Raw genomic sequence first — 16,212 nt, 5'->3', positions numbered from 1 at the left:
CTAACTGGAGCAGATCAACGTGGGATAAGTTATGCATCCCAGCAATTGGTTAGAAGAATATGCTCACGGAATAGCTGAGATGCGAAAGGTTTGTAGCTACGTTGAGTTCGATGGAAAGAAATGACTGATGATGAACTGAGAGAAGCTCGAATCAAACTTAATACTTATGTAGGCTTAGCAGTAGAGGATTCCCGAAAATACATCGAAGCATATAGAGTGTTAACATTTGTTGTTAGAAAGATGTTTCATTCAGCTAAGGGAGTAGAAGAGAGATGACACTACCCCTCATATACGTCTGCACTCGTGCACACTAAATAAGAATTATACGTTCGCACCTCAGTGCGCAAATAAATTTACGCGTCGGGCTTGGCGGAAAGATCTGCACTTCTTATATTTATGGCATACAGATCCAGCAAGAGTCCTTGTCGTCTCTAGTATAAAGCATTAAAGATGGCGTGGTTGTCGGGATGCTAGATCGGGAAGGTTTCCTACCCACCCACTCGGAGGGTGTAGAATTTATACTCGATATAGGTTCGAATCCTTCAGGGCGTACCACTATTTAAAGAAACCCGATAACTCTCTGAGTTGTCGGGTTTTTTGCTTTCTCACCATAATAAAAACAATCATCTCCGATCGCCACCCATTTCCCCTCGTTATTCATTTCATTCGGCTCATGTAATAGAAAGTTAAAATTGTTGGTTTTTTGGGGTTTACATCATTTGGTAATAAAGCCAATATGAATTCACGAAGAATAGACAAGTAAAGCTGTTAACCCGTAGGTTTAGGAATCAAACCTTCTGCTCAATGGCTGATTTAGAGGAAGTAATGGCAGGAAACAGTATCGGACAACATTTCCGCGTGACTACGTTCGGAGAAAGTCACGGTATCGCACTAGGATGTATCGTAGATGGGTGCCCACCAGGATTAGAAATTACCGAAGCAGACCTTCAAAGAGATTTGGATCGTCGTCGCCCAGGTACTTCTCGTTATACAACGGCTCGCCGTGAAGCGGATGAAGTAAAGATTTTATCCGGTGTATTTGAAGGCCAGACTACGGGTACTTCTATTGGTCTATTGATTGAAAATACAGACCAACGCTCTAAAGACTATTCCGAAATTAAAGACAAGTTCCGCCCTGGCCACGCTGATTATACCTACCATCAAAAGTACGGTGTGCGTGATTACCGAGGTGGCGGTCGCTCTTCTGCTCGTGAAACTGCAATGCGTGTTGCGGCAGGTGCGATTGCGAAGAAATACCTTAAGCAAGAATTTGGTGTTGAAATCCAAGCTTATCTTTCTCAAATGGGTGATATCTCAATTGATAAAGTGGATTGGAACGAGATCGAAAACAACGCTTTCTTCTGTCCTGATGCCGACAAAGTACCTGAATTTGACCAACTGATTCGTGACTTGCTAAAAGAAGGCAACTCGATCGGTGCGAAGATTCAAGTAGTTGCGACTAAAGTGCCTGTAGGCCTTGGTGAGCCAATCTTTGATCGTCTAGATGCAGACATCGCGCACGCTCTAATGAGCATCAATGCGGTGAAAGGTGTTGAGATTGGTGATGGCTTCGATGTGGTTAATCAGCGCGGTAGTGAACACCGTGATCCATTAACTCCAGAAGGCTTCAGCAGCAACCACGCTGGCGGTATCTTAGGCGGTATTTCTACTGGTCAAGATATTGTGGCAAGCATTGCGCTTAAACCCACATCAAGCATTACCGTTCCTGGTGACACTATCACCAAAGACGGTGAAGCAACGCAGCTAATCACTAAAGGCCGTCACGATCCATGTGTTGGTATCCGTGCAGTGCCTATTGCTGAAGCGATGCTGGCTATCGTGTTGCTTGATCACTTGCTACGTCATCGTGGTCAAAACTTTGGTGTGACAACAGAAACGCCAAAAATCTAGTTCTGCTTCGTTTTATTCAAAACAGAACTGAAACTGATTTGAGAGAAATCAAAAAGGGTTGCTTCGTAATGAAGCAACCCTTTTTATATTCTGCGTCATTGAAAATATATTATCTAATGCACAGAGCTTTCCGGATCAAGCTGGAACGAAGGCAAGCGCCATTTGAATCTCACTGCTGCCATGCGCAGTAAATAGCCTACAACCAATGTCACGATCGTCGCGGTCACATCGTTTATGCCTAGTTCAAGAAGACCTAAGTACAAGCCTGAAGCGACAAGGGCGACAGATGCGTACAACTCTTCATGCAAGACTAGTGGCGTTTGACGACAGATAAGATCGCGCAGCAGGCCACCAAACACGCCAGTCACTAATGCAGACACCATACAAATCATTGGGTGCAGACCCATGGTCATCGCTACTTTAGTACCAATGATACTAAATACGATAAGCCCCAACGCATCCAAACGAATGAACAAGCCTTTTAGCTTGATTACCCATTTGGCTAATCCCGTTGTGATAACACCAGCAATACAAGTGATCGCCAGGTACTGGGGGTTTTCAACCCAGCCTAAAGGGTAATGGCCGAGTAAAATATCTCTTACTGTACCTCCGCCAATTGCCGTTGCACTCGCAACCAGCATTACACCAAACCAATCCATTTTTTGTTTGCCAGCACTGAGAGCACCGGTCATGGCTTCTGCCGTGATGCCAATGATATACAAAACACTTAGTAGCATTGCTGTAACTCTATAATCTAGGTCTATAAATTGGAGTCTTATAGGCCATAGGGATATAAAAATGAAGCGCGAGTGTAGTAGTAAAAACACTGATTGACGAATGAATATTTGTACCGTGAATAGGCATTTCAGATTAGCTAAACTAATCATTCACCTCAAAGTGGTGTAATCTGGGAGCAGCAATCGATTGTCATCGTAAAGTATTATGATCAACCTAATGTCATTGCCAGTGATAGGGCTTTACCGAGCGCTTAAAAAAACGCAAAATGCCCCAGTTCTTTTTACTTAAATTTGATCTTATGACACACCAATACCCAGACATCATCGACATTTTCAATCAAACCTTTTTCGAGAGCTTCAATACTAAGCTAGAACTGGGAGCGGACGAGCCTATTTACCTGCCAGCCGATGAGGAGATTCCTCATCACCGTATCGTTTTTGCTCGTGGCTTTTATGCTTCAGCACTTCACGAGATAGCGCACTGGTGTGTGGCTGGTCCTGAGCGTCGCTTATTGGAAGATTTTGGTTACTGGTATGAGCCTGATGGCCGAACTGAGTCGGTTCAAGCTGAGTTTGAAAAAGTGGAAATTCGCCCACAAGCGTATGAATGGATCATTGCGACCAGCGCAGGCTTTCCTTTTAATGTTAGCTGTGACAATCTACACGGCGATTTTGAGCCAGATCGTTTGGCCTTTATGAATAAAGTACACAGCGAAGTCATGGGTATCTTTGAAGCTGGTCTGCCGCCTCGCGTGAAAATGCTCTCTGAAGCATTACGCAGCTTCTATGATGTTGCGCCTTTATGTACTAGCCAATTTATTGTGAAATAAGAGAATATTATGATTATCGAATTTGAAGAAAAACTACTTGAATTAATTGATGCTCGCATTGAAAACGCATCAGATGATGAACTGTTTGCTGGTGGTTACTTACGTGGTCATATTTCTCTTTCAGTAGCTTCATGTGAAGAAGACGGTATTGAAGACGTAGCAGAAGTTAAATTGCGTATTGAGAAGAGCCTAGAAGACGCACGTTCTGAATTGACGCCAGCCGATCGTACGATCGTTAATGACCTTTGGGTTGAGCTGCAAAACCAAGCTTAATTTTAGTCGTTTAGCATTATTCGTCTACCGTAATTCGCTCACAACTCTCCCTCCTCATTTTTGAGCGAACCAATAATTTGAGACTCATTCGAATTTTTTGAATGAGTCCGTTCAATCCTTGTGATGGTTCCATTTTCTGACTACGTTATTCTAATCCCACTTAACGGAATCACAGAAAAGGTCACATCATGAAAGTTATCGCATTTGGCGCAAGCACCAGCTCTACCTCTATCAACAAAACTCTAGCAACTTACGCAGCTAACTTGATTGAAGGTGCTGAAGTCAAAGTTCTAAACATCAACGATTACAACGTTCCTATGTTCAGTGAAGACACTGAAAAAGAGATTGGCCAAGCGGAAGGTGCTCAAGCATTCTTACGTGACCTAGCAGAAGCTGACGCATTTGTTATCTCTTTCGCTGAGCACAACGGCCACTACCCAGCGGCGTACAAAAACCTATTTGACTGGGCGACACGCATTGAGCGTTCAGTATTTGGCGAGAAACCTGCGGTTTACTTAGCGACATCACCAGGCCCTGGTGGCGCACAAACAGTACTTGGCGCAGCAACTGGTTCGGCTCCGTACTTTGGTGGTAACGTTAAAGCATCGCTTTCAGTGCCTAGCTTCTACGATAACTTTGATTTTGAGTCTGGCGCTATCAGCAACGAAGAGATTGCTCAGCAGATCAAAGATGCGGTTGCTAAGCTGTAAACATCGTTCAATTTAGAACATCAGTTTAGATCAACACGAACAACAAAAAGCCCGAGTGACATAATGTCGCTCGGGCTTTCTAGCTTTTAGCCTTAGATATTTCTGATATTCATAAACTTCAGAATAGCTGAACTAGAAACTATGAATTTGATTTAGAGTGCTTGTCTGCAACCCATCCAGCCGTTAATGCCTTACCTTTACGCAGTCTGCGCACCCACATTCTGCTTGGGTGAATCGCTTCAAGCACATCGACAGGTAAGGGAAGCGGTTCGCCACAAATTTGCGATGCTAACACTTCAGCTAATAATGGCGCAGAGCTCAAGCCACGTGAGCCTAGCCCGATAAAGCAGTATAGGTTAGGGAAGCTTGCTACCGTTTGAACATCATCAACAGAGTGACGTTGCGGGTTGAAGTTGTGCAGGTCTTGGTACTGTTCTTTGATTGATTCAAAATCGCCAACGTTTCCGACAAACGGAAGGTGGTCACGGCTTACGCTGCGGATGCCTTGGCGCGCTAGGTTGCCACTGGTGTCGACATCTTTTGTCCACTTTTGGTCTGGCAGCGACCCATGTAGGCGATCGCCATTGTGCTGCTGAACCTCAATATCAAATTCTTGGTCTATATTGGTTTTGTCATAGTTGGCACCAATACAGTGATGAGCATTGTTTGGATTCTGCGGCGTAAGATAGCCATCAAAGCACAACACGGTTTTTAGCTGGCTGAGACTTTCCGTGGTCGGAATATGGCTCACTTGGCCTTTAACTGGAGTTAGAGGTACAGGCTGAGTCTGCTCAAACTGAGTGAACTTGTGTCCGTTCGCGACAACTACTTGGTCGTGCTTGGTTTGAATCTCACCTTGTGGTGTCTCAATGGTGAGTTGCCATTGTTGTTCAACTTCGAGCCACTCAAGTTGAGTCACTTGATGTTGATAGTGCGCGCTCACTTGGTTGGTCTCTTCTAACCTGCCAATCAAACCTTGAGTCAGTTGGAGAGGGCTTAACCAACCTCCCAGTGGAAAGTAGACACTCTCTTTATCGACTGGTAAGCCAATCTTTTCGTTGGCTTGCTCTGGCGTTAAACGCTGAATCAGATCTGTGTGGAAATTGCCTTCTAACATGCGATTGAGCTTTTTAGTGGAGCCTTCATCCCACATCAAAATGTTCACGCCACACCAATTGTGATCGAAGTTTACTGATTGTGCTGCTTGATTAATAAATTGGCGGGCAAACAATAAGCCCGGACCAAATATTCTTGAAACATTAGATGTCGCTTCGCTGAGTAGCGGATAAATGGCACCTTGGTTGTTACCTGAGGCATTGCCCGCAGCTTGTGGGTGTTCACAATAAAGGGTGATGTTTTTACCACGTCGGCTTAGCGTTTTGGCTAATGCAGCACTGGCGACACCACCACCGATAATGGCTATATCTTGTGAATTACTGTGTTGAGCTAGGCCATACCAAGGTTTGATGTTGGTGTGAGCGCGCTTTTCGCCAAGTCGGCCTGCAATCATTTCTCGCTTAGTACCAAAGCCTTTAACCTTTTTCATTTCAAAGCCGGCTTCAATCAGCCCACGGCGAACGAAGCCTGCTGCGGTGAAGGTGGCGCAGCTGCAATCTTGCTTTGCCAGTTTGGCCATGCCGTTGAATAGGTTTTGATTCCACATTTCAGGGTTTTTGCTTGGAGCAAAGCCATCTAAGAACCACGCATCGACTAAACCTTTGCGAGGGGTCGGCACGTTTGGCATACAATCCTTAATATCACCAAACCACAAATCAAGCGTGATAGCACCATCGCCTAACACAATGCGGTGACATTCGGGCAGGGCAATCGGGTAGTGTTCTTGGAGTTGTGTCGCATACTCCGCTAATTCTGGCCACGATTGGTGCGCTTTGATTAGATCATCTTTATTTAAAGGATATTTTTCAAAACTGATGAAATGTAACTCTTTGGTCGTAGCTTGTGGGTTATCTTTAAGAAAAGCATCGAACCATTGCCAGACTGCGAGAAAGTTTAAACCTGTACCAAAACCGGTTTCAGCAATCACAAAACGGCGTTGTTGATGTTCAACCCAACGCTCTGGAAGGTGGTTTTGTTTTAAAAAGACGTAGCGAGTTTCTTCTAAACCGTTAACATTAGAGAAGTAAACGTCGTCAAATTGGTCTGAAACTGGCGTGCCAGACTCATTCCATTCCAGCTCTGCATTAGTAATTGAAGTCATAAAATCTATCATTTTGTGATTTGAAGCGATATGTTGGTAGGGATTGTACGAATTTCTAGGAAAGCTGACCACTTTTGTTAGGCTTCTTAGTTATCATCTAGCTGAATTTAGAATTATAGGAATGTCACATGAAACGAGTCGTAATCACCGGTATGGGTATTGTTTCAAGTATCGGTAACAACGTCGAAGAAGTTTTAGCATCACTGAAAGAGGGTAAATCAGGTATTACCGCTTCAGAGCAGTTCAAGGAAAATGGCTTGCGCTCTCAAGTTTGGGGTAACCTAAAAATGAACCCTGCTGACCATATCGATCGCAAAAAAATGCGCTTTATGGGTGATGCAGCGGCATTCGCTTATCTTTCAATGGAGCAAGCAATTGCTGACTCTGGTTTAACTGAAGATCAAGTATCTAATGACCGCACGGGTATCGTAGCGGGTTCAGGTGGTGCTTCATCTCTAAACCAAGTAAACGCAGTAGACATCATCCGTGAAAAAGGCGTGAAGCGCGTTGGCCCATACATGGTTCCACGTACAATGGCTTCTACGGTTTCTGCTTGTCTAGCAACACCTTTCAAAATCCGTGGTGTGAACTACTCTATGAGTTCTGCATGTGCAACATCTGCACACTGTATCGGTCACGCAATGGAGCTTATCCAACTTGGTAAGCAAGACGTAGTATTCGCTGGTGGCGGTGAAGAACTAGATTGGTCTCTGACTATGATGTTCGACGCAATGGGCGCACTTTCTACTAAGTACAACGACACGCCAGAATTGGCTTCTCGTACTTACGATGCTGACCGTGACGGTTTCGTTATCTCTGGTGGCGGCGGTATGCTAGTTATCGAAGAACTTGAGCACGCTGTTGCTCGTGGCGCAAAAATTTACGGTGAGATCGTGGGTTACGGCGCAACTTCAGATGGCTACGACATGGTTGCTCCTTCTGGTGAAGGCGCGGTTCGTTGTATGAAGATGGCAATGCAAAACATTGATGGCGTTGACTACGTGAACACTCACGGTACTTCAACTCCTGTAGGTGACGTTAAAGAACTTGGCGCAATCCAAGAAGTCTTTGGCGGCAACAGCCCTGCAATCTCAGCAACTAAAGCGATGACAGGTCACGCTCTAGGTGCGGCTGGTGTACACGAAGCAATTTACTCAACGCTAATGCTTGACAACGGCTTCATCGCACCAAGCATTAACGTTGCAAACCTAGACGAAGCGGGCGAAGGCCTAGACATCGTAACCGAAGCTCGTGAACAAGAGCTAACAACGGTTATGTCTAACAGCTTTGGTTTCGGCGGTACGAACGCAACGCTAGTAATCAAAAAATACCAAGGCTAATTGAAGCTAAGGTTAAATTAATAAAAGGTTAATCGTTAATGGGTGACGTGAGTGCTGATTCAACACGCACAGGTCACCCAGTAATCATGACCATCAGAACATAGCTTTTATAAATATGGTTTTAAGCGTGTTTTTTAACCCTAGCTTTGTAAGCTTCGCTTTAGAAAATAGCTTTTTAAATCAAGATTTAGAAGTTGAAAGGTTTCCAGAGCTTGATCAGTACTGGCTTTGGTTAGTACTGGTTGAACAGACGCAAGACTCTGTCTCCTGGAGAGCGAGATAGGATCCTTTTGTTCTGGATGTTTGCCCGATTGTTTATTCAATCGGGCATTTTTCGTTTTAGTCTTCTGACTTTAGTTTTCTAATTTCAGGTAGTCGTTCTTATTACTGCTTTTGCTTTTGCTTGTGCGACTAGGCGATTCAACTCTTTATTTATAATGTATTCCAATTGCTACTCGACACCGTGTGTGGAATTTTGCACAATCATTTCAATTCACATTTAGGTCGATAGACCCCAACAAAAGTACTCGCCAAATGAAAATCTTAATCGACGAAAATATGCCTTATGCTGAAGCGCTTTTTAGCCAGCTAGGGGAAGTGACAATGAAGTCTGGTCGCACATTAACGGCTGACGACCTAGTTGACGTAGACGCTTTGATGATTCGCTCTGTCACCAAGGTGAACGAGTCATTGATCAGTAAAGCCAACAAGCTGAAGTTTGTCGGCACAGCGACGGCAGGTATGGATCATGTCGACCAAGAATTGATGAAAGAACGTGGCATTTTCTTTACTGCAGCCCCAGGCTGTAACAAGGTGGGTGTGGCTGAGTACGCGTTCAGCGCGATGATGGTGTTGGCTCAGCAGCAAGGTTTCTCTGTATTCGAAAAAACGGTCGGTATTATCGGCTGTGGCCAAGTGGGTAGCTATTTAGCAAAGTGCCTTGAAGGTATTGGTATTAAAGTTCTGCTGAACGATCCTCTAAAACAGCAAGAGGGTGATACTCGCGAATTTACTGAGCTAGATACTCTGCTTGAGCAGTCAGACGTCATCACTCTGCATACGCCAATCACTAAGACAGGTGAGTTCCCAACGCATCATTTGATCAATGAGCAAGTACTGAACAATTTACGTGCTGACCAAATTCTGATTAATGCGGCTCGTGGCCCAGTTGTTGATAACCAAGCGTTAAAAGCTCGCTTGCAAAAAGCCGATGGTTTCACTGCCGTTCTTGATGTATTTGAGTTTGAACCTGAAGTCGACTTTGAACTTCTTCCGTTGCTCGCTTTTGCAACACCTCACGTAGCGGGCTACGGTTTAGAGGGTAAAGCGCGTGGTACCACGATGATCTTCAACAGTTATTGTGAGTTTTTAGGTACTGAACAGCGTGCTTATGCAAGTGACTTATTACCGACAGCGCCAGTGCCTCAAATGAAATTAGATAGAGCTTGGGATGAAGCAACACTGCACAATTTGACTCAGTTGATCTATGATGTGCGCAAAGACGACGCCTTATTCCGTCGCAATATCTCTACGCCGGGTTCTTTTGACAAGATGCGTAAAGAATATTGGGACCGCAGAGAGTACAGTGCAGTCGAGTTAACGGGCGACGAATCTTGTAATTTAACGCCGTTATCTAAACTCGGTTTTATGGTAAAGCCAACTTTATAAAAGAGAGAAACAATGAGCCAAGAATTTAATATTGCTATTTTAGGTGCGACTGGTGCGGTTGGTGAAACCATTCTTGAAGTACTTAAAGAGCGTAAATTCCCTGTCGGTGAAATGCACTTACTAGCAAGTGAACGTAGTGAAGGCAAAACTTCCCGTTTTAACGGCAAAACAATACAAGTACAAAATGTAGAAGACTTCGACTGGTCTCAAGTACATATTGCGTTTTTCTCTGCAGGTAGCGAGCTTTCAGAACGTTGGGCTCCAATCGCCGCTGACGAAGGTGTGGTTGTTATCGATAACACATCACGTTTCCGTTACGAATACGATGTTCCTCTGGTTGTGCCTGAAGTGAACCCTGAAGCGATTGCTGAGTTCCGTAACCGCAACATCATTGCGAACCCGAACTGTTCTACTATTCAGATGGTAGTAGCACTTAAACCGATTCACGATGAAGTGGGCCTTGAGCGTATTAACGTTTCAACTTACCAATCTGTGTCTGGTGCAGGTAAGCCGGGTATCGATGAGCTAGCAGGTCAAACGGCTAAGCTTCTTAACGGTATGCCAGCTGAAAATTCAGCATTCTCACAGCAGATCGCGTTCAACTGTATTCCTCAAATCGATGAATTTACAGAGAACGGCTACACACGTGAAGAAATGAAAATGGTTTGGGAAACTCAAAAGATCTTTGCTGATTCATCAATCACGGTTAACCCGACTTGTGTTCGTGTTCCTGTGTTCTATGGTCACGCTGAATCTCTACACATTGAAACTCGCGCGCCAATCGGTGCTGAGCAAGTTATTCAGCTTCTAGAGAACACGGAAGGCGTTGAAGTTTTCCAAGCTCTAGATTTTCCAACTCAGGTTCGTGATGCTGGTGGTAAAGACCACGTAATGGTTGGTCGTATTCGTAACGACATCAGCCATCACAGCGGTGTGAACATGTGGGTTGTCGCTGATAACGTTCGTAAAGGCGCAGCAACAAACGCAGTTCAAATCGCGGAAGTTCTGATTCGCGATTACTTCTAAGCTTCACTGCTTTGATAAACAAGCCTCACTCTTTTAGTGGGGCTTTTTTAATCGATTGAAAATATTGTTAGTTAAATTGTGTGAAATTGCTGCGAATATTGTCGCTGCAACACATTTTTTGTTTTCATCTCTATAGCTTTACGTCGTTTATCCGATATATTTAACAGTTCATCAATTTATTCGAATTTAAGCACCTAGCTGAGCCTTTTATGTTTCAATTTTTCAAGCCGTGGTTAATGCCTTTTGCCATTCTCATGGCGACTCAGATTTCCGTTGTTCGTGCAGATTCCATTCGAGTTGTAGGGCCTAATGGCCAGATACAATCAGCGCCTACGTTTTCCGAACCTCTTCAAAGAGCACAATTGAATCGTGCTGGGCCTTCTCGTTTTTACGGCCCAACTTTGGGGTCGGAAACATTGTGGTCAATTGCCTCAAAGTTACGCCCTGATAATTCCGTTTCAGTTCAGCAAACCTTGTTGGCTATTTATCGTCTAAATCCACAAGCGTTTGAAAACCAGAATATCCACAGCTTGCTGCCTGCCAGTAATTTACGTGTGCCTTCTTTAGAGCAAGCACGTGCAAGTTCTACACAGCAAGCCGTTAACATCATGAATGCGCACCTTGCTAAGCTCGATGCTCCTGCAAGTAAGCCTGTCGCTTCAAAACCCAAAGCGTCGAGTTCTGATGCAAAAAATGTTGCTCCTGCTAAGCAAGTAAGCACAGCTGAAGCCGCTAAAAAGCCATTGTCTCCAACTCAATCACCTCTAGCTCAATCAGCTCCAACCCAAGAGATGAACAAGCTAGAGAAACAGCTAGAGCTTTCAGAAACTGAGCTATTGTCACTTGAAGAGAAAAACCATCAACTTCGTCTGATGTTGTCGAATGTTCAATTGGAAGTAGATGAGCTAAAAACAGAACTTAGTGATGAAGATCGCATTCGTAGCGAAGTGGAAAAGCTGCTTGATGAAGAGCGTAGAAAGAACGCTGAGATTGCAAAAATGGCTCCAAGTGCCATGGATCAATTGTTATCAAATGGTTGGTTAGTTACTGCTCTTGCGGTTATTCCTGGCCTGCTACTTGGTCTTATCATAGTGATCCTGTTAGGGCGCCGTTCTAAAAATGATGAGCAGCAGCCGACACAAGACCAACCAATTCAATCAGATGCAAGTAGCGTCGCGCCTATCGCTTTAGGCGACGAGATGGACGACTTTGATAATGAATTGTCTTTAGACGATGAACAATTTGGCAATGAAGATGATGCTGATAAGTTATTTGATGACCAAGCATCGCCTGAAGAAGATGTATTTGCAGGTTTAGATGATTCTGATCTCGATTTTAATCTCGATGATGACCCATTTGCGAGTATTGGCGAAAATGGTGACTTAGACACTAACTTCGATGATCTGGAGTTAGACAGCAGCAACGGCATTAGTGTCAATGGCGATGACAAGGCGCTTGGTCTTGAAGAGATGGAGCGCGCACTCGATAAAACATCAGAAAGCGAACTCGGTTCTGATGAGGCCGACTTTGATCTTTCAGATGATAACTCAATGTCGAATGAAGATATTGAATCGCTACTATCACAGGATTCTGAGACTGAAGATCTAGGCTCTAACGAACTAGACCAATCTCTATTAGACGATCTATTTGCGCTTGATGATGAAGATGATGATAGCTTCGATATTGATGCTTTAATCTCAGAAGAGCAAAGTGATTCGATTTCTAATATCGACACATCAGCAACCGATGATTTTGACATTGATGCGCTTATCTCTGAACAACAGAGCGATACTGCACCTTCGGGCGTGAGCAACGATGAATTTGATATTGATTCGTTGATCTCAGAGCAGCAGACGTCACAACCTTCGGCTCCTAGTGTAGAAGATGATATTGATGACATCTTCGCTCAGGTTGCGGCTCAGAACGATCAAGTCAATGAGCCTGTGAATCTCGATAATGATGACGAGGTTGCTGAGAATCTAAACAGCGCTTTGGCGTCTGATGATGATATCGATAACATCCTTTCTCAGTTTGATCTGCCAACCGAAAGTGAAGAAACTCAAGGCAGTGTCGACCTGCTCGATGAGCAATTGACAGGGGATGATGTTGATCTCAGTAATTCAACAGATCTCCTAGATGATATGTTGGAAGATGAATCGGATGATGATTCTGAGAGTGATCCTCTAGGTTTTGACTCATTATCTGAACTCGAAGAACTCTCAGGCTTGTCGACCGATGATGAGCTAGATATTTCGGAAGACAGTACTGAAACCTTGGATGAGTTGATTGATGATTCTGATGATGACTTTGAACTCGATGCCGAGAGCACAGACCTACTAGATGATTTTCTAGACGATGATGCCAATGATGCTCAAGTTACCGTCGAAGGTGACGAGACGTTAGATGAACTGCTAGGTAATGATCTATCAGTCGGTGAAACCGATGAACAAGATTCAGAATCTTTAGATCCATTTGATGATCTACTGACAAGTGGCATTGAAGACGAGCTTGAACCTGAAGGGAAGGCGTTTGATAAAGAGTTAGACGAAGCCTTTGGTTTTGACAACGGCAGCGATGAGTCCGAAAAGGATTCAGACGTCGAGCTTACTCCGTTAACCTCAGAAACACCTGAAGTTGAGTCTGAGCAAGCATCGGACATTAATGCAACACCACAAGCTGAAGTCGTTAGTGATGGATCGTTAGATTCGGAAATGATTCAAGACAGTGCTGACGTTAAGCCAGAAAATGATGAAGCCTTTAATCGTGATGACTTTATCGATGATTTGTTCGGTGTCGCGCCGGCAACAGATGCTTTACTTGATGACTCGCTAGAAACAACAGACGAAGCATTGATTGATGAGTTAATGACTTCTGATGACAATGATTTATTGCCAGCGACAGAAGAGCCTATTGAGTCATTAATTGAAAATACGGTTGAACCAGAGCAAGCGTCTCTTTCAGCCAGCAATGAAGTGTCAGCGGAAGAAATAGTATCCGCTGAAGAAACCGCATCATCGGTTGAAGATGATGAACTGGATATCGACTCACTGCTCTCTGAGAATTCTGATTTTGACAAACCAGTTTTTGAAGAGCGAGTTCAAGAAGAAACTGTACAACAAGAAGCAGAACCAGAGCCAGAGCCGAAAGAAGCCGACGCCCAAGAACAGCGTGAAGACATCGCTGCTAGTTATGAAGAGCAAGTATCGCCATCGTCTTTAAATGATATCTCTGAAGATGATGAAGAGACGGTTGAAGACTGGTTAGCCGAAGCTATAGACGATGTAGAGTCGCCTGCGAATGTTGCCTCTGATTTTGACTTTGAACCGAAAATCCAAGGTAGCGATCAGTTTGAAGATGTCGTTGAATCCTTGCCAGAGCCAGAGCCAGAGCCAGTTCGTGCTGCACATATGCCAGAGATCGTTCCAAATGAATTCGGTGTGCCAGAAGACGATGATTGGCTGATTGAAGATGATACGGCTCAACAAGAAACATTGGCACAAGTTGATGAAGTAGCGGAAGAGCCGGTGGTTCCTGCTGTTGAGTCTCAGTTAGATACTGAACCTCAGTTAGACCATGAACCGCAAGTTGAAGCTGCACAACAAGTTGAAACCGAACCTCAAGTAGAAGCAACGGAACAAGCTGAAGCGGTAGATCAAGAAGGCGAAGATGAGTTCTCGATTGATGATTTTGATCTTCCAGAGTTTGGTGAAGAAGATGCGTTGGCGGAAGACGACGCCGAAGCTGATGTTGAAGTAATACCAGAACCAGTTGCTCCTACTGTTGATTCTCAACTAGATGCTGAACCTCAAGCAGAATCGGCACCGCAAGTTGAAGCTAAGGGACAAGCTGAAGTTCTAGGGCAAGAAGGCGAAGATGAGTTCTCGTTTGATGATTTAGAGCTTCCAGAGTTTGGTGAAGAAGATGCCTTGGCAGAAGCGGATGCTGAAGTAACAACGGAGTCAGACGTCCCTGTTGTTGATGCTCAATTAGACCCAGAATCAGAATCAACACCTGAGCTGCAAGCCGAAGTAGAGCATCAAGCTGAAACGGCTCCTAAAGTTGAAGAAACGAAACAAGCAGAAATTCTAGGGCAAGAAGGCGAAGATGAGTTCTCGTTTGATGATTTAGAGCTTCCAGAGTTTGGCGAAGAAGATGCGTTGGCGGAAGTGGTTAGCGAACCGGATGAAGCGCAGTTAGAGCAAGATCTTGCTCCAGAGTCCGAAAAGTTTGAGTTCGATGACCTTGACCTGCCTGAATACGATGAAGAGAGCGCAAAAGCGGATTCAGTCTTAGATGACATCGAACAAAGCAGTGCTGAGCCTGTAGCGGAAGAGCAAGGCGTAGAGCTCGATGAGTTTGATTTGCCGGAATACGGTGAAGACGAAGCTATCTCCGATGCGTTTGCTGAGAAACCAACGCCACTGACTTCTTTCAGCCCACAGGGTGAAGAACAAGATGCGCTGCATGATTTATTTTCAAACCCGCAGAGTTTTAGTCATGGTGATGACTTCTCGGATACAGAAGATTTCTCAGACGCAGAAGGCTTCCCAGGTGCAGAAGAGTCTGATTTGACTAGTTTCACACAACCTGATGAATCACTCGATTCTCCGTCAGAATTAAGCCCGGTACCTTCTGAGTTAAGCTCAGTGCCTACAACAGTTCAAGACGATCTGTTAGAAGGTTTTGAGGATTTTGATGAGACAGCATTAGCTGAATTACTTTCTGAAGATGTTCAAGACTCTGTCGACAGCATGTTCGACAAGCCACTGGATGCTACATCGATTGATAGTGCAGGGCTCGATATTGACGCCATGCTTGAAGTTGGCGGCGAAGACTGGAAAGGCTTCAACCTAGCTCCTGAGCAGCAATCGAGCATGCATAATGATGTGCCTGATGATCAACAGGAGATTTGGGCGTCGGCAGATCAACAAGCTGAACCAAAAATCAAACAAGAGAATTGGGCTCAACAAGACAACCTAACCGAGTCAGACAAAGGTCGTGATAAGCAATACATGACGATTGATGAGCTGATGGCTCAAGTTGAGCAAGAAGGCGAAGACGCGATTAATCCAGATGACGAAGAGTTGAAGCTAGATGTTGGCCTAAATGAATTCCCAGACGTTATCGGTGACATTGGTAATTACGATGTCGACAGCAACGCAGAAGCCGCTGGTAAGCTCGATTTGGCTAAAATCTACATCGAGATGAGTGACTCACAAGGTGCAATTAAGCTTCTAGAAGAGGCTATCGTTGACGGCAGTGATGATATTCGTCGAGAGGCAAAGAATCTTATCGATACGTTAAACGGTCGATAAATTCAAAAAATGATAAAGGGTAGCGTTGGCTACCCTTTATTTTAGGGCGATACAGTTAGCGTCTATTTTATTTAGCTTGCTAAAACCACCGTCTAGGCGGTAGTGATTGTTTATTGAAGTTTTAGCCCCATCCTATTTGGGCTAGCACTCATTTCCGTATATACTTCTCGCCCATTTTCAAAGA

General features: G+C 44.4%; 10 protein-coding genes. 8 read left to right on the top strand and 2 right to left on the bottom strand.

All coding sequences use genetic code 11. From position 1 onward, the window contains the following. Positions 1-825: 825 nt before the first annotated feature. Positions 826-1,911, top strand: coding sequence for a chorismate synthase (gene aroC / locus AB4589_RS19870; RefSeq protein WP_004734182.1), 1,086 nt, complete (start codon positions 826-828; stop codon positions 1,909-1,911). Positions 1,912-2,024: 113 nt separating this feature from the next. Here aroC and AB4589_RS19865 read toward each other — a convergent pair whose 3' ends face one another. Further along, on the bottom strand, positions 2,025-2,648 hold the full coding sequence (locus AB4589_RS19865) for a trimeric intracellular cation channel family protein (protein WP_004734183.1): 624 nt from the start codon (positions 2,646-2,648) through the stop codon (positions 2,025-2,027). Between the two features lie 299 nt (positions 2,649-2,947). Between AB4589_RS19865 and AB4589_RS19860 the strand changes: the two genes are divergently transcribed. The 3 genes from AB4589_RS19860 to AB4589_RS19850 all read left to right on the top strand — a co-directional run bounded on the left by AB4589_RS19860 (position 2,948) and on the right by AB4589_RS19850 (position 4,461). Continuing rightward, positions 2,948-3,478 carry an elongation factor P hydroxylase gene (locus tag AB4589_RS19860; protein WP_012603480.1) on the top strand — a complete coding sequence of 177 codons (531 nt, stop codon included), beginning with the start codon at positions 2,948-2,950 and terminating at the stop codon, positions 3,476-3,478. 9 nt (positions 3,479-3,487) lie between these two features. Continuing rightward, positions 3,488-3,751 (top strand): YfcL family protein, encoded by a 264-nt coding sequence (locus AB4589_RS19855; protein WP_009848738.1) that lies wholly within the window; start codon positions 3,488-3,490, stop codon positions 3,749-3,751. Between the two features lie 188 nt (positions 3,752-3,939). Continuing rightward, the gene (locus AB4589_RS19850; protein WP_009848737.1) at positions 3,940-4,461 is read left to right on the top strand and encodes an NADPH-dependent FMN reductase; all 522 of its coding nucleotides are present in this window, start codon (positions 3,940-3,942) and stop codon (positions 4,459-4,461) included. A 139-nt stretch (positions 4,462-4,600) separates the two neighbouring features. Here AB4589_RS19850 and mnmC read toward each other — a convergent pair whose 3' ends face one another. Next, positions 4,601-6,679, bottom strand: coding sequence for a bifunctional tRNA (5-methylaminomethyl-2-thiouridine)(34)-methyltransferase MnmD/FAD-dependent 5-carboxymethylaminomethyl-2-thiouridine(34) oxidoreductase MnmC (mnmC, locus tag AB4589_RS19845; RefSeq protein WP_009848736.1), 2,079 nt, complete (start codon positions 6,677-6,679; stop codon positions 4,601-4,603). A gap of 128 nt (positions 6,680-6,807) precedes the next feature. Here mnmC and fabB point away from each other — a divergent pair, with 128 nt between their 5' ends. The 4 genes from fabB (at position 6,808) to AB4589_RS19825 (ending at position 16,028) form a co-directional block, all read left to right on the top strand. After that, on the top strand, positions 6,808-8,019 hold the full coding sequence (fabB, locus tag AB4589_RS19840) for a beta-ketoacyl-ACP synthase I (RefSeq protein WP_371694454.1): 1,212 nt from the start codon (positions 6,808-6,810) through the stop codon (positions 8,017-8,019). Between the two features lie 534 nt (positions 8,020-8,553). Further along, complete coding sequence (locus tag AB4589_RS19835) at positions 8,554-9,687, top strand: 4-phosphoerythronate dehydrogenase (protein WP_102257949.1); 1,134 nt, start codon at positions 8,554-8,556, stop codon at positions 9,685-9,687. 12 nt (positions 9,688-9,699) lie between these two features. Further along, positions 9,700-10,713 (top strand): aspartate-semialdehyde dehydrogenase, encoded by a 1,014-nt coding sequence (locus AB4589_RS19830; RefSeq protein ID WP_122046969.1) that lies wholly within the window; start codon positions 9,700-9,702, stop codon positions 10,711-10,713. A gap of 209 nt (positions 10,714-10,922) precedes the next feature. Then, positions 10,923-16,028, top strand: a complete 5,106-nt coding sequence (locus AB4589_RS19825; RefSeq protein WP_372101561.1) for a FimV/HubP family polar landmark protein — start codon at positions 10,923-10,925, stop codon at positions 16,026-16,028. Positions 16,029-16,212 lie beyond the last annotated feature (184 nt).

Source organism: Vibrio sp. 10N.222.49.A3 (assembly GCF_041475145.1).
GTDB lineage: Bacteria > Pseudomonadota > Gammaproteobacteria > Enterobacterales > Vibrionaceae > Vibrio > Vibrio tasmaniensis_A.
Note: the sequence above shows the minus strand (reverse complement) of the source record. Positions and strands in the feature narration are given on the sequence as shown.

Coding starts and splice junctions, on each gene's coding strand:
- aroC (WP_004734182.1), top strand. CDS start 826: ATGGCAGGAAACAGTATCGGACAACATTTCCGCGTGACTACGTTCGGA.
- AB4589_RS19865 (WP_004734183.1), bottom strand. CDS start 2,648: ATGCTACTAAGTGTTTTGTATATCATTGGCATCACGGCAGAAGCCATG.
- AB4589_RS19860 (WP_012603480.1), top strand. CDS start 2,948: ATGACACACCAATACCCAGACATCATCGACATTTTCAATCAAACCTTT.
- AB4589_RS19855 (WP_009848738.1), top strand. CDS start 3,488: ATGATTATCGAATTTGAAGAAAAACTACTTGAATTAATTGATGCTCGC.
- AB4589_RS19850 (WP_009848737.1), top strand. CDS start 3,940: ATGAAAGTTATCGCATTTGGCGCAAGCACCAGCTCTACCTCTATCAAC.
- mnmC (WP_009848736.1), bottom strand. CDS start 6,679: ATGACTTCAATTACTAATGCAGAGCTGGAATGGAATGAGTCTGGCACG.
- fabB (WP_371694454.1), top strand. CDS start 6,808: ATGAAACGAGTCGTAATCACCGGTATGGGTATTGTTTCAAGTATCGGT.
- AB4589_RS19835 (WP_102257949.1), top strand. CDS start 8,554: ATGAAAATCTTAATCGACGAAAATATGCCTTATGCTGAAGCGCTTTTT.
- AB4589_RS19830 (WP_122046969.1), top strand. CDS start 9,700: ATGAGCCAAGAATTTAATATTGCTATTTTAGGTGCGACTGGTGCGGTT.
- AB4589_RS19825 (WP_372101561.1), top strand. CDS start 10,923: ATGTTTCAATTTTTCAAGCCGTGGTTAATGCCTTTTGCCATTCTCATG.